At 59.6% G+C, this 13935-nt stretch carries 10 protein-coding genes; 7 read left to right on the forward strand and 3 right to left on the reverse strand.

The annotated features are described in order from the left end of the window. On the forward strand, positions 1–1089 hold the full coding sequence (locus BLT77_RS01915; protein ID WP_090361082.1) for a PfkB family carbohydrate kinase: 1089 nt from the start codon (positions 1–3) through the stop codon (positions 1087–1089). Beyond that, complete coding sequence (locus BLT77_RS01920; protein WP_090361359.1) at positions 1089–2003, forward strand: pseudouridine-5'-phosphate glycosidase; 915 nt, start codon at positions 1089–1091, stop codon at positions 2001–2003. Before BLT77_RS01915 ends, BLT77_RS01920 begins: the two co-directional genes overlap by 1 nt. A gap of 60 nt (positions 2004–2063) precedes the next feature. Here the strand turns inward: BLT77_RS01920 and BLT77_RS01925 are convergent, their stop codons facing one another. Continuing rightward, positions 2064–2684, reverse strand: coding sequence for a uracil-DNA glycosylase family protein (locus tag BLT77_RS01925; RefSeq protein ID WP_090361085.1), 621 nt, complete (start codon positions 2682–2684; stop codon positions 2064–2066). Between the two features lie 91 nt (positions 2685–2775). Here BLT77_RS01925 and BLT77_RS01930 point away from each other — a divergent pair, with 91 nt between their 5' ends. From BLT77_RS01930 to BLT77_RS01940, 3 genes are all read left to right on the forward strand, one after another. Further along, entirely contained in the window at positions 2776–5343 is a 2568-nt protein-coding gene (locus tag BLT77_RS01930) for a putative bifunctional diguanylate cyclase/phosphodiesterase (RefSeq protein WP_090361088.1), read from the forward strand. Between the two features lie 41 nt (positions 5344–5384). Beyond that, positions 5385–6179, forward strand: coding sequence for an SDR family oxidoreductase (locus BLT77_RS01935; RefSeq protein WP_090361091.1), 795 nt, complete (start codon positions 5385–5387; stop codon positions 6177–6179). Between the two features lie 109 nt (positions 6180–6288). Further along, a complete protein-coding gene (locus BLT77_RS01940) occupies positions 6289–8568 on the forward strand; it encodes a YgiQ family radical SAM protein (protein WP_090361094.1) in 2280 nt (759 codons plus the stop codon). 54 nt (positions 8569–8622) lie between these two features. Here BLT77_RS01940 and BLT77_RS01945 read toward each other — a convergent pair whose 3' ends face one another. Further along, positions 8623–8979: a hypothetical protein gene (locus tag BLT77_RS01945; protein ID WP_090361097.1), complete on the reverse strand. Its 357-nt coding sequence runs from the start codon at positions 8977–8979 to the stop codon at positions 8623–8625. A gap of 339 nt (positions 8980–9318) precedes the next feature. Then, positions 9319–9627 carry a hypothetical protein gene (locus BLT77_RS01950; RefSeq protein ID WP_090361101.1) on the reverse strand — a complete coding sequence of 103 codons (309 nt, stop codon included), beginning with the start codon at positions 9625–9627 and terminating at the stop codon, positions 9319–9321. Between the two features lie 373 nt (positions 9628–10000). On the opposite strand from BLT77_RS01950, the gene BLT77_RS01955 reads away from it, so the two are divergent. After that, complete coding sequence (locus BLT77_RS01955) at positions 10001–12394, forward strand: multiheme c-type cytochrome (protein WP_143026534.1); 2394 nt, start codon at positions 10001–10003, stop codon at positions 12392–12394. A 212-nt stretch (positions 12395–12606) separates the two neighbouring features. After that, complete coding sequence (locus tag BLT77_RS01960; protein WP_176819161.1) at positions 12607–13914, forward strand: winged helix-turn-helix domain-containing protein; 1308 nt, start codon at positions 12607–12609, stop codon at positions 13912–13914. The last annotated feature ends 21 nt before the right edge of the window (positions 13915–13935 follow it).

Genomic DNA, 13935 nt, shown 5'->3' on the forward strand with positions numbered 1-13935 from the left:
ATGACCGATCGGGAGCAACAGATTCTGGCCATTCTTCGTCAGGACCCCATGATTCCACAGCAGGATCTGGCGGATCGCCTTGGCATCAGCCGCAGCGCGGTTGCCGGACACATCATGAACCTGACCCGTAAGGGCGAAATTCAGGGCAAGGGTTACATCCTGGCCCCGGAGCGCTACGCGGTGGTGATTGGCGGCGCCAACATGGATCTCTGCGGCCGGGCAGACAACCCGTTGGTGAGTGGTGACTCCAATCCGGGGCAGCTGACCTGCAGCGCCGGCGGGGTGGGCCGCAACATTGCCGACAACCTGGGTCGCCTGGGCAGCGGGGTGCAGTTTATTGGTGCCCTCGGGGATGACAGCTGGGGCGAGCAGCTTAAGCAGGCGTGTCGGGAAGCCGGCGTGGGGGTGGAGCACTGCCTTACCGTCGGTGGTGCAACCACCTGCAGTTACCTGTCCATTCATGACCCTGATGGTGAGATGCAACTGGCACTGAATGACATGTCGCTGATTGAGTGTCTCAACGCCGATCAACTGGCTAAACGGGAAGGGGTACTGAACCGCGCTTCGGCGCTGGTGGTGGACGCCAACCTCGGTGCCAGCGCCCTGGATTACCTGTTCCACTGCCATGGCGACAAGCCGATACTGGTGGATCCGGTGTCGACGGTCAAAGCCTCCCGACTGGCCCCCTACCTGTCAAAAATTCACACCCTCAAGCCCAACCGCCTGGAGGCGGAACTGCTGTCTGGCCGACCGCTGAACCGATTGGAAGATCTGCCGGACGTGGCCCGGTCGCTGCACGATCAGGGGGTTAGCCGATTGCTGATCAGCCTCGGCAGCGAAGGCGCCTACTCCAGCAGTGAGAGTGGCAGTCGCCTGATCCCCGCATCGGCTACCCAGGTCAACAACGTCACCGGCGCCGGTGATGCCCTGATGGCGGGACTGGCCCACGGACACCTGAATCAATGGCAATGGGACCACAGTGTCGACTTTGCCCTCGGAGCCGCCCGCCTGGCGCTGGCTGCCGAAAAAACCATCAACTCAACCATGTCAGAGCAGTCGGTTACCCGCCTGCTAGAGGAAGCAAAATGATGTTAGAGCAATATCTGGATATTCAACCTGAAGTGGCTGCGGCCCTGGCCAATAACCAAGCTGTCGTCGCTCTGGAATCGACCATTATTTCTCACGGCATGCCCTATCCCCGCAACGTGGATACCGCGCTGGAAGTGGAGCAGGCGATCCGTGATCAGGGCGCGGTTCCGGCCACCATCGCCATCATCGAGGGCCGCCTCAAGGTGGGTCTGGATGAAGCGCAGATTCGCCATCTGGGCCAGGCCGGTCAGGCCGTTGCCAAGGTCAGCCGTCGTGACATTCCGTTCGTTGTTGCAGCCAAGAAAGACGGCGCCACCACTGTGGCGGCAACCATGATTCTGGCGGCCATGGCCGGCATCAAGGTGTTTGCCACCGGCGGTATCGGCGGCGTTCATCGCGGTGCCCAGGAGACTTTCGACATCTCGGCCGACCTGCAGGAGCTGGCGCACACCGATGTGGCCGTGGTCTGTGCCGGTGCCAAGTCGATTCTGGATCTGGGCCTGACCCGTGAATACCTGGAAACCCAGGGGGTTCCGGTTGTCGGCTACCAGACTGACAGTCTGCCGGCGTTCTACACCCGCGAAAGTGAGCACAGCATCGATTACCGTCTGGACACCCCTGAGCAGATTGCTTCGGCTCTGAAAGCGAAATGGGCCCTGGGCCTGAATGGCGGTGTGGTGGTGACCAACCCGATTCCTGAGCAGTACGCCATGGCGCCAGAGCTTATCAGCGAAGCCATTGAAACCGCGTTGAAAGAGGCGGAAGAGCAGGGCATTGCCGGTAAGGCGTCCACCCCGTTCCTGCTGGCTCGAGTGTGCGAGCTGACCGGTGGCAACAGCCTGGACTCCAACATCCAGCTGGTACTGAACAACGCCCGTCTGGGCGCGCAGATCGCGGCATCTTACTGTAAGTAAGCCCGCTCCTCGGGGCGGCGTCCGTCGCCCCGACCTTCCCTCTTTGCTCTCCTTGATTCGCTAGTCGCCCTGTTTCAGTGCGGCCCGGACCCGATGCTGTAACTCTGGCACCACCTGCTGTTCAAACCAGGGGTTGCGTCTCAGCCACAGGTTGTTGCGCGGCGACGGGTGGGGCAGCGGCAGACAGCCCGTATCCAGGTGATCCCGCCACCGGCGCACGCTGTCAGTCAGCGAGCTGAATCCGTTGAGGTAATGACGCTGAGCGTACTGTCCCACCAACAGCGTCAGCCGCACGTGAGAAAGTCGCTGCAGCACCTGCCGGTGCCACTGTGGCGCGCAGCGGGGATCCGGCGGGTTGTCGCCGCTTTTGCCCCGGCCGGGGTAGCAAAACCCCATGGGAACAATGGCCACATCGTTGGGGTTGTAAAACTGCTCCGGCGTCAGGTTTAGCCATTGCCGTAATCGCTGGCCGCTGGGGTCGTCCCAGGGGATGCCGCTATGGTGCACTTTCAGGCCTGGCGCCTGGCCGATGATCAGCAGGCGGGCACTGGCGTTGAACTGCACCACCGGTCGCGGGCCCAGCGGCAGTTGTGCTTGGCACAGACGGCAGTCTCGAATCTCGGTGACGAGAGGGTCGTCGCTTAACCTTGTCGGAACAGTGTGTGGAGTATCAGAAAACATATTGATTTTGCATTTCCCATTTAAAAGGAAACCGAATTTCGGTAACTTGGGGGCATTCGAGATTCACTGCGGGCAATGCACCACTGCGTCAATGAGCATTACCAAGCGCTTCATATTACAACTCGGTGCCATCGCCTTGCCGATTCTCATCTTTATCGGCAGCTCGCTGTATTGGCAACTGGAAAGTGGGTTGTCGTCGATGACGACGGATCTGCACAGTCGCACTCTCGCCAATGTCGTCAATGAGCTGGAGTCGGATCTGCGGGATCAGATTCAGAGCATTAACGACGTGGCTCTGGCCCAGCCCCCCCTGCAAACCCAGCTGTTGTCGCAACAACGGTTGCTGGGGCGAACCCTTCTGGTCATGAATCACCATGGTGAACTCAGGTTGCTGTTACCTGAAGATAGCCGACCCAACGGCATTGAGCAGAGCATACTGGAACGATTCCAATCGATATTCACCGTCGGCAGCTTTCAGTTCGAACGCAGTGGCGTGATGCCGGTCGCCCACCAATTTTATAGCGTCAGTGTGATTCCAGTACAAAATAAATTGTGGCGCGGTATGGCTTTGGTACAGGAACTGACCCCGGCCAAGCTTAAGACTTTGGGCAATGCCAGCGAGCTGATTGGCAGCATCAGCGTGACGCCAGAGTCGCAATTGGGCAGCACCATCAGCATTCCCATTGCCACCTTTTCCGGCGAGCCATTGCGGTTGTCAGCGACGTTCCACCATTGGCAGGCGATGCAGAAAAACCAGCTGTTGATCTCGCTGATGGCGATGTTTGTGCTGGCCATTGTGCTGATGCTGGCGGTGATGGTGTTCCACCTGTGGCGGCAGTTGATCGCCCCGGCCCAGGAGTTGTCGACTCTGCTCAAGCAGCATCAGGCCAATAAGGATTGGCACAAGCCGGTGGTGATGAAGGGCTCCGGTGCCACCAAGGGGCTGAGCGCACTGATTAACAGCCTGTCGTTGGAGATCGCCAACAGCCACCTGTTTTATCATACCGCCCTCAATGCGGTATCCGACGCCGCCATCATGGTGGATCGGCACGGGCGGGTGACCCAGCTTAGCCCGGTGGCGGAGTTGTTACTGGGGCTCAAAACCGATCAGGTTTGGCAAAAACAGCTGGCGGACATCATGCCGGGCAACTCCGGAGCTCAGCTCGACGCCATGTTGGTGGCGCTGCTTAATGGCAGCCAGGTCCACGAAGAGGGGCGGGTGCAGCTGGCGAAGGCCCAGCTGGCCAAGATGGTGGATTTCAGCATCACCCGTGTCGATGACCGCAGTGGCAGTTGCCTGGGGGCGGTGGTGACCCTCAAAGACATCACTCGCTCCGAACTGCTCAAGCGGGAGTTGAAGCGCAAAGCCCAGTACGACGTGATTACCGGCCTGTTCAATCGGCAGAGCTTTGATCAGCACCTGGCTCAGCTGGAGAGTGACGATGGCCAGCATGCTATCTGCTACATGGATCTGGCTCGCTTTAAGCTGATCAACGACAGTTGTGGCCACGAAGCCGGCGACCGGATGCTCAAGGATGTGTCTGATGCCATGCAGCGGTGTCTGCGCAAGAGTGATTTTCTGGCCCGCATCGGTGGCGATGAGTTTGCCCTGATCCTGACCAATACCACGGCACTGGAAGCGGCCCGGCAGCTGAAGATTCTGATGGACAAGGTACGGGGTATTACCCTGTACTGGGACTCCGGCAGCTATACCGTCGGCCTGCACATCGGCGTGGCCTTCCACCGCGGTGAGGAGAGCAACCCGCGGGAGGTGTTCAAGGACGCCGAGCTGGCCTGTCAGGCGGCGAAGAGCAAAGGCGACAGCCAGATTCACTTCTTCGATTCTCTGGATCAGGACTTGGCGCACCAACGCAACGCCCCGGCCTGGGCGATGAAGATCAACGAAGCGATTCTCAACGACAACCTGGTGCTGTTCTTCCAGCCCATCGAGGCGATCTCCCATAAGACCCCCAAGCGGCGGATGGAGATTCTGTTGCGGATTCGGGAGGAGAACGGCAGCATTCTGGCTCCGGCGCAGTTCATCGCCGCGGCCGAGCGCTTTAATCTGATGCCGACGGTGGATCGGGCGGTGGTGCGTAAGGCGTTTGAGTGGCTGGCCCGCCACCCCGAGCTGTGGGATACCCAGGTGATGTCGGTGAACCTGTCAGGAACCAGTCTCTCCAGTGACGGCCTGGTGGACTATATCGACGAGTTGGTGAAAAGCCTCAACATTCCCACCCATTGCATCTGTTTCGAGGTGACCGAAACCGCCGCCATCTCCAACGAGAGCCGGGCACTGGATATTCTTCATGCCCTGCGCCGCCGTGGCTTTGCCTTTGCCCTGGATGACTTCGGTTCCGGCTTTGCCTCCTATGGCTACCTGCGTCAATTGCCGGTGGATTACGTTAAGATCGACGGTTGCTTCGTGCGCAACCTGGCCACCAACGCCAAGGATTACGCCATTGTCAAATCGATTCACGACGTGTGCCGGGTCATCGGCATCGAAACCGTGGCCGAGTTTGTCGAGGATCAGGATACCCTGGATCAGCTCAATGCCATCGGCGTCAACTACGCCCAGGGTTATGGCATCGGCCGGCCTAAAGATCTGGAAACCTACCAGCCGGACCTGCCTTCCCCCGAGGAGGCGATGCAGGCCTGAGCCTGGCAGGGAGCCGGAGCATTAACCACAAGGATGTCGTGATGCCCACTGTAAAAGACAAGGTGGTAATTGTTACCGGCGCCTCCGAGGGGATCGGTCGGGCCCTGGCGATGCAGTTGTCTGCCGCCGGTGCCAGGTTGATGCTGGCTGCCCGCAATCGGGAGCGACTTGAGGAGTTGGCCAACCAGTTGCCCGGCGAGGCCGAAGTGTGCCCCTGTGACGTGGCGCAGCCGGAGCAGTGCCAGCAACTGGTGCATCAGACCCTGGCGCACTTTGGCCGCCTCGACATCCTGATCAACAACGCCGGCATTACCATGTGGAGTCGCTTCGATGACCTCGAGGATCTCGGGGTGTTTGAGCGGCTGATGCGGGTGAACTACCTGGGGGCGGTCTATCTGACCCACGCCGCCTTGCCAGCCTTGAAGCACAGCCGGGGCAGTGTGGTGGCGGTGGCCTCCATTGCCGGTTTGACCGGGGTGCCCTGTCGCAGCGGCTACGCCGCCTCCAAGCATGCGATGGTGGGCTTTTTTGATTCGCTGCGCATCGAGCTGAAGGACCAGGGGGTGGACGTAACACTGATCTGTCCCGATTTTGTGGTCTCCCAGACTCACAAGCGGGCCATGGGTGCCGACGGTCATCCGCTGGGGCAGACGCCGATGCAGGAGTCGAAAATCATGACCGCCGAGCGGTGCGCCCAGCTGTGCCTGACTGCCATCAGTCGCCGGGAGCGTCTGCTGATCACCTCGCTACGGGGAAAGTTGGGGCGCTGGCTCAGGCTGCTGGCCCCCGGGTTTATCGATGCCCTTGCCGACCGGGCGATTCGGCAGCGACGTTGATTGCGTTGGCGGGGCGGCATCCCTTGTTTACCTGTGGTTAAAAGTTAACCGTCGCCAGCTCCCTCATCCTCTGCTACAATCCGCGCCCGGTACGCATTAAGGTGGCAGCATGATCCCAAAACCCAAAACCAAACTGTTCGAGTACCCCAAATACTGGGCAGAGTCTTACGGGCCGGCGCCGTTTATGCCGACCTCCCGTGAGGAGATGGAGGCCCTGGGTTGGGACAGCTGTGACATCATCGTGGTCACCGGCGACGCCTATGTGGATCACCCCTCCTTTGGCATGGGCATCGTCGGCCGCATGCTCGAAGCCCAGGGGTTTCGGGTCGGCATCATCGATCAGCCGGACTGGCACAGCAAAGACGACTTCATGAAGCTGGGTAAGCCGAATCTGTTTTTTGCCGTCGGGGCTGGCAACATGGACTCGATGATCAACCATTACACCGCCGATCGCCGCCTGCGCCATGACGACGCCTACACCCCGGACAACGTCCACGGAAAACGGCCGGATCGGGCGGTGGTGGTGTACACCCAGCGTTGCAAAGAAGCCTACAAAGAGGTGCCGGTGACCATCGGCAGCATCGAGGCCAGCCTGCGCCGTATCGCCCATTACGACTACTGGCAGGATAAGGTGCGGCGCGCCATCCTGTTTGATGCCAAGGCCGACCTGTTGATCTACGGCAATGCCGAGCGCCCCATCATCGAAGTGGCTCATCGCCTGGCGGCGGGAGAGTCGATTCAGCAGATGCGCAACATTCGCGGCACCGGCTTCCTGACCAAGGAGCCGCTGCCTGGCTGGGCCGGGCTGGATTCCACTACCCTGGATACTCCCGGCAAGATTGACCCGATTCCCAACCCCTACGGTGCCGATGACATGGGTTGTGAGCTGGGCAGTGGCAGTGCCGCCGTGGCGCCGTCGCAGCAGCAGGCCCAGGCGGTGACGGTGCAGCCGGCCAAGCCCAAGCCCTGGGACAAGCAGTACATCCTGTTGCCCGCTTTCGACCAGGTGCGGGCCGACAAGGTGTTGTACGCCCACAGTTCGAGGGTGTTCCATCAGGAGACCAATCCCGGATGTGCCCGGGCACTGATGCAGCGCCATGGCGATCGTTTCGTCTGGCTCAACCCGCCGGCCATTCCGCTGGAAACCGACGAGATGGACTGGGTGTTTGGCTTGCCCTACCAGCGGGTGCCTCACCCTAAATACGCCGGTCGTAAGATTCCGGCGTACGACATGATTAAGACCTCCATCAACATCATGCGTGGCTGCTACGGCGGCTGCTCGTTCTGCTCCATTACCGAGCATGAGGGACGGATCATTCAGAGTCGTTCTCACGAGTCCATCGTCAATGAGATCGAGGAGATCAAACAGAAGGTCCCCGGCTTTACCGGTGTGATCTCCGATCTCGGTGGGCCCACCGCCAATATGTATGGCCTGAGATGCAAAAGCCCAAAGGCGGAATCCACCTGTCGCCGATTGTCCTGCATCTATCCGGACATCTGCGGTCACATGGACACCGACCACACGCCGACCATCGAACTGTACCGTAAAGCGCGTAAGGTGAAGGGGATTAAGAAGATCCTCATCGCCTCCGGAGTGCGCTATGACCTGGCGGTGGAGGATCCCCGTTACGTGAAGGAGCTGGTGACCCACCATGTGGGCGGCTACCTGAAGATCGCGCCGGAGCATACCGAAGAGGGGCCGCTGTCTAAGATGCTTAAACCGGGCATGGGCAGTTACTACCGTTTCAAGCAGATGTTTGAGCAGTATTCCGCCGAAGCGGGCAAGAAGCAGTATCTGATCCCCTACTTCATCTCCGCCCATCCGGGGACCACCGATAAAGACATGGTCAACCTGGCACTGTGGCTGAAAGCCAACAACTTTAAGTTGGACCAGGTGCAGAACTTCTACCCGTCACCGCTGGCGAACGCCACCGCCATCTGGCATACCGAGCACGACTCCATGCGCAAGGTCAGCTACAAGGGCGAGAAGGTGCCGGTGGCCAAAGGGGGGCGCCAGCGTCGCCTGCATAAGGCGATTCTGCGCTATCACGATCCCGCTAACTGGCCGCTGATTCGCGAAGGGTTGCGAGCCAACGGCCTGGCAAAGCTGATTGGCAATGGACCCAACTGCCTGGTACCGGCAGAAGGCCGTGGCGACCAACGAGGCCAGCAGGGCAAAGGCAAGCCGGCGCTGTCAAAGCATACCGGCCTCAAGCAGTTTGATAAGCCGCGCCGGGCCGCTAAAGCCGCTGGTCAGGGGGCCAAGGCCGGCGGTGGTGGTCGCTCCGGCCAGGGGAAGCCGGCCGGGCGCCCTCAGGGCACTAGCAATGGCGGTAAGCCGGCGAGTCGCAGCGGCGGTCGCCCTAAGCCGTCGCGTCAGGGACGTTAGGCATAAACGGACAACGGTCGCCCAGGGGCGACCGTTGTTGTATTGGCTGGGCGGTTAGCGGTTGTAGCGGTCGATCATCAGGGTGACGCTGCTGCCGTTGTGGGTGTGGCAGGTGCCGGCATCGTATTCCCGCTCCAGAGTAAATTCACACTCCCCCAGTTCCGGGGCGCTGAGGCTGAGCCGGGTCGCCAGCTCATCGACGCTGATTACCAGCTCCAGGTGGCCAGCACTGCCGCGATCCAGCTTGAGGTAATAGGGTTTGACCAAGGTGACCTGGATCTGCTGGGCGTGCAGTAGACTGCCGTCCGGGCCGTGGATGCCGTACAGCAGTTTCACCTGAGGTGAGGTGCTGTCGTAGGCTGTGGCCACGGCGCTGAGTAGCAGGGTGATGGCGAGCAGTAGTGTTCGCATAGGCAGTTTCCATTGGCGATGTAGCCTAAGCATAGGTGCCCACCGTCCAGGCCGCCAATGGCCAGCCCCATCCGGGATTACTTTGTTTGTGGCGTCACGCGTAGCCCGGGAACTGGCAAAGATGCCCCCGTTTCGCCTTGGAAACGCTGTGCTCGCGGGCAACCGGTTCCCCGCTCCAGGGAGTGGTTTGGTCCTATTTTTCGATACGCCGTTGTCCTGAAGGGCTTGAGACGCAGCCACACAGCAAAACTTAGGCAGCCGAAGCGACGGCACAGTGGTGCAGGGATGAGCTGCCGGGAAACGGTTGTTAGGCTGAGGAGAGAGGCCGTCGGCGCAGCATCAGGCCAGAGCCAGCAGCAGGCCACCAATGGACAGAGCCGCCTTGGCGTATTGGCCGGCGGTGTAGGTGGGGTCGTCGATCTCTTCGATGACGTCCGGATGATCCATGCCCAGAGCACCATAGGTGAAACTGGTCACTTCATCCATATTGCTGTTTTTGTCGGCCGGGGCCGGAGTGGTGGTCGCGGACGGTGCCTCGGTGGCATTGAGTTTGGCGGCGCCGGCTTCGTCGGCATGGGGCTGCGGGCGTGCCGTTTTCGGCGTCAGGGACTGATACGCCTGAAGCGATGCTTGAGAACCAACCTGCACGAACGACACTCCTTACTCTGATAACTTCAGCTACTGTACAGATTATCGGTTTGAAATGCTGTGACTTTAGCGATCTTTGCATTGGCATCAGTGCTTTGGGGAGAAATCAGCTCAGTTGCTAAGTAATAGCCGGTAATCGCAGTTTTGGGATCCCAAAAGGTGCCCCAAATCACCCAAAATGGCGACCGATTAACATTTGCGCATCTTTTTGTTTCTGCTTTTGTAGCCCGGCCGCAGCTTTTCAGCTACCGCAATGGCCGCTTTTGCCTGTTGGATCACAGTTCGTTTTTTCGCCGCATTTGCAACCGAAGCAGTCACGGTCTGTGGCTGGCCCGGTCAGTATCGTGTCCCTACCCAATAAAGGGTCCAATCAATGATGATGATTGAAAGGGATATGATGATGAACTCTCCAAAATTTAAGGTCGCAACCCTAGCGACCATGCTCACCCTGGCCTTGACCGGCTGTAGTGGTGACGATGGCAAAGATGGCGCCCCCGGAACTCCGGGTGAAGACGGCAAGCCCGGGCTGATCATTGCTGACAGTGCGAAAAGCCTGGCAGTGACCGTGGATCAGATCCTGGTGGCCGACGAGTCGAAGCTGACCTTCACCGTCCGTAATGAAGAAGATCTGCCGGTAGTCGGACTGGATAAGTTTGGCTTTATCCTTAGCGGGCTGGAGCAGGGCAATAACGGCAATGCCGATGCCTGGAAGCTGCTCTCTTCCGAAGGATGCCCTGCCAGCAAGTACTCCAAGTGTGGCACCCTGGAAGACAATAAAGATGGCACCTACAGCTATCTGTTTGATAAGGACGTCACCACTGAAGAGGCCTTCACCCTGGCCGACGACAAGACTCTGCGTCTGGTCGTTCGCGTTGGTGGTGAGCAGGTGGGTAGCTCCGAGGTGCCTTACATCAACGACGTTCATGACTTCCGCCTCGATGGCAACGCCGTGGCCTACACCAAGAACGTCACCACCGTCGAGAACTGCGCCGGTTGTCACGATGACATCGCCATGCACGGTGGCAAGTACACCGAGGTGGAAACCTGTGTCGCCTGTCACGCCGACAACAAGGTGGGCGACGATGCGCTGTTCACCAACCTGGCTCACAAGGTTCACGTCGGGGTGATCGCTGCTCCGGTGGGGGGTTGTGACAACTGCCACATGGCCACCGAGGGTGCCACCGATTTCGCCAACTGGAAACAGGTACCGACCGCCGAGTCCTGCTCGACCTGTCACGCCGATGTGGATTTTGAAACCGGAGAAAACCACCTGGGCGGCCCGCGCGCGGACAACAGCGCCTGTGCGGTGTGCCACTCCGAGTCGATGACCGAGATGAACCACCTGTCCACCTACAAGGGCCAGACCTCTCGTCGTGAGAACGTGCACCTGACGGTAACTGATGCCAAGATGGTGGCGGCACCACAGGCTCAGGAAAACATCGATGCCGGCCTGGATACCGCCAGCACTGGCTACGTGCAGCTGACCGTCGACATTCGCGACCAAGACGGCCAGAGCATGAACCAGCAGCTGGATAAGGCTGATTTCTTCTATTACTCCGAGTTTTACATCAACTGGGGTGGCCATGACATGGCCATGGAGCGCGGTAAGATTCTGCGAGTGTTCACCAACAAGGAGCTGTACCCGGGCTACGTTGATAAGCCAATCGTGCTTAACTACGAGAACGGCGAAACCACCTTTGAGATTGGTCCGTTCGAGATGAACGACACCTTCGACGGTGATCTGAGTGCCAGCTACGGCATGGTGACGCCACGCATCTGGTTCTGTATGGATGAAACCGGTACCAACATCCAGTCCTGTTCTGAAACTGCCAGCGTCTGGGGACAGGGTGCGGCTGGCTACAACTGGCTGCACTTCTTCGACGACCAGGGCATGCTCAATGAACGTCCTCGTCGCCAGGTGGTGACCAACGAGAAGTGTGGTTCCTGCCACGGTACCACCACCCGTGAAAGTGATGGCATGGTGCAGATGACCCTTAACTGCCGCAGCTGCCACCCGGTTACCAAGACCGACTCAGAGTTCTTCGGAACCACCTGTGCCTCCGGTTCACTGGACAAAGATGGTGACGGCAGCCTGGACGAGCAGGTGATGCTGAAAAACCTGATGCCTCGGGGCGAGCGTGACTGGACTACCGCATCCAATGCCGGTGAAGAGTGCCTGGCGTGCCACAATGCCAACAACCCGCCGACTCAGGTGATTCGTGATGCCCACACCAAGCAGGGTGACGCGGATTACGTCGAGCAGCTGACCATGAGCCACCCGGATCACAAGGTATGGATTCACGCCATGCACGCCAACAACCGCGCCAACCAGGGCGGTGAAGGCTGGGTGCGTAACGTCGAGTATTCCGCCGACCTGGCCAACTGCGTCAAGTGTCACGACGGTGACAGCTTCGATACCAAGTACCTGGTGGGTCGTAAGCCTCTGGCGCTGGATCTGGACTACATGGACACCTACGACGGCCTGGATCCGGCCAACGGCAAAGACACCAGCGGTAACAAGCGTTACGCCGTCGATGCCAAAGCCGATGCCTACGTGTCACCGACTGCGGCCGTGTGCCTGAGCTGTCACGGTAAGCGTGCTCCGGAAGCCGGTGAAGACCGCCGCCAGGTGCGCAAAGACGTGGTGGGTCACATGAAGCAGAACGGTGCTCAATTCGGCGTCACCGAGGGTGAGTACACCGGCGAGGAGTCCTGCGCCGTGTGTCACGACCTGGGTAACCTGAAGACGGTCCATGGCCTGAATTAAGGCCGCCGGGCGGCCTTGGCGGGCCGCCCCATTTTCCCTGTAATGCGAGACTGGCCCGGGCTTCATCACCCGGGCCTTTTTTGCTCCACCGAGAGAGTTTCGAAATTCAGAACTGCATCATGCTAAATCTGAAACAGAGTCAGTATGATTGGGGCGTGCGGTAGTTGCCGTGCGGTATCCCGGTGGTGAACACGGGGTTAGAGAGGATTGAATTGAAGTTATCCAAGCATCTGACTATCGACGAAGAGCGTCGCGAGCTTATTGATCTCAAGCTGAATCAGACGCATCCCTTGTCTTTTGCCGAATTGGCTATCCTGACGCTGTTGCTGCAGGAGAGCGGTGGCGTGGTCGACAAACAGACCCTGACCGAAGCCGGATGGCCGGGCCGGGTAGTGGCCCAGTCGTCACTGACGCAGTGCATCAGTACGCTGAGGCGTAAGTTGGCCGGACACCCTGAGGTCGAGCTGAAGACCATTCCGCGCTACGGCTACAGCCTGTGCAGTGCCCAGCCGGCGTCTGCAGAGGCGGTCTTGGCCCCGGAGCCTCAGCGATCCGAGGTTACTGAGACGGTGCCGGGACGGGCCCGTCCCCGCTGGCGTTGGCTGCCCCTGCCGGCAGTACTGATTCTGGTGGCATTTCTGCACTTGAGTGGCACCCTGACCCAGATCACCGACTGGGTATTGTTGATGAATCAGCCCGGGGTGGCGGAGATTGAAGCGGATCGCATGCGGGTTGGCTCCCACCCCAACCAGGTACACCGGGTGGTGTTTGAGGATGAAGCTACGGTAGAACAGGTGTCACCGCAGCAGTTTATCGCCAACTGGCAGCGCGCCGACGAGATGTTGCCGGAGGTGCGTCCACAGCAGAGCTATCTGAAACAGAGCGCCGATTTTGACTCCATCGCCCTGTGCGCCGATTACGACGGTCAGTGCCGGGACCGGCAGCCACTGAATCTGGTGCGCCGCCATGATCAGCAGCCGCCCCTGGATCTGAAGTGGTTGCAGGAGACCAAGCTGCGCATGGAGCAGGTGACCTACAACAAGATTCTGCTGGACCGCTTCGATGGCCCGACAGAGGGGATGCTGGAGGATGTCTATCGGGCTGACGTGTACTACTACGGTGACAGTGACAATGTGGTTCGGGGGGATCTGCGCTTTTCGGTGCTGTATCAGTCCGACAATCATGGCCAACTGCTGGTGGCGGCCTGTTTCACCGACGCGGTCAATAAAGAGATCAGCATGCGCTACGAGTTTTCCGGACCGTTCCGGGTGCAGCAGCGAACCATCGATGGCAAAGCGGTGAAGCGATTTTTGATCGACGTCGACAATCAGAACTTTCGCCGGCCGGAACAGCTGTCTGAAGAGGGTGCGGTGATCTACCGTGAAATTCAGCGGGCAGTACTGTCCAAGAAGCAGATGACGTTGCATCAGCTGTACGAAGACGATCAGAGCGGGGTCTGGAGCCTGCCTTTGTGGGGTGAAACCGTGGTCTGGGCTCATCGTGCCAAGCTGACTCTGTAGTCGCGAGCACCATTAAAAAAA

It is taken from the genome of Ferrimonas sediminum (genome assembly GCF_900100175.1).
GTDB classification, from domain to species: Bacteria; Pseudomonadota; Gammaproteobacteria; order Enterobacterales; family Shewanellaceae; genus Ferrimonas; species Ferrimonas sediminum.

Coding starts and splice junctions, on each gene's coding strand:
- BLT77_RS01915 (WP_090361082.1), top strand. CDS start 1: ATGACCGATCGGGAGCAACAGATTCTGGCCATTCTTCGTCAGGACCCC.
- BLT77_RS01920 (WP_090361359.1), top strand. CDS start 1,089: ATGTTAGAGCAATATCTGGATATTCAACCTGAAGTGGCTGCGGCCCTG.
- BLT77_RS01925 (WP_090361085.1), bottom strand. CDS start 2,684: ATGTTTTCTGATACTCCACACACTGTTCCGACAAGGTTAAGCGACGAC.
- BLT77_RS01930 (WP_090361088.1), top strand. CDS start 2,776: ATGAGCATTACCAAGCGCTTCATATTACAACTCGGTGCCATCGCCTTG.
- BLT77_RS01935 (WP_090361091.1), top strand. CDS start 5,385: ATGCCCACTGTAAAAGACAAGGTGGTAATTGTTACCGGCGCCTCCGAG.
- BLT77_RS01940 (WP_090361094.1), top strand. CDS start 6,289: ATGATCCCAAAACCCAAAACCAAACTGTTCGAGTACCCCAAATACTGG.
- BLT77_RS01945 (WP_090361097.1), bottom strand. CDS start 8,979: ATGCGAACACTACTGCTCGCCATCACCCTGCTACTCAGCGCCGTGGCC.
- BLT77_RS01955 (WP_143026534.1), top strand. CDS start 10,001: ATGATGATGATTGAAAGGGATATGATGATGAACTCTCCAAAATTTAAG.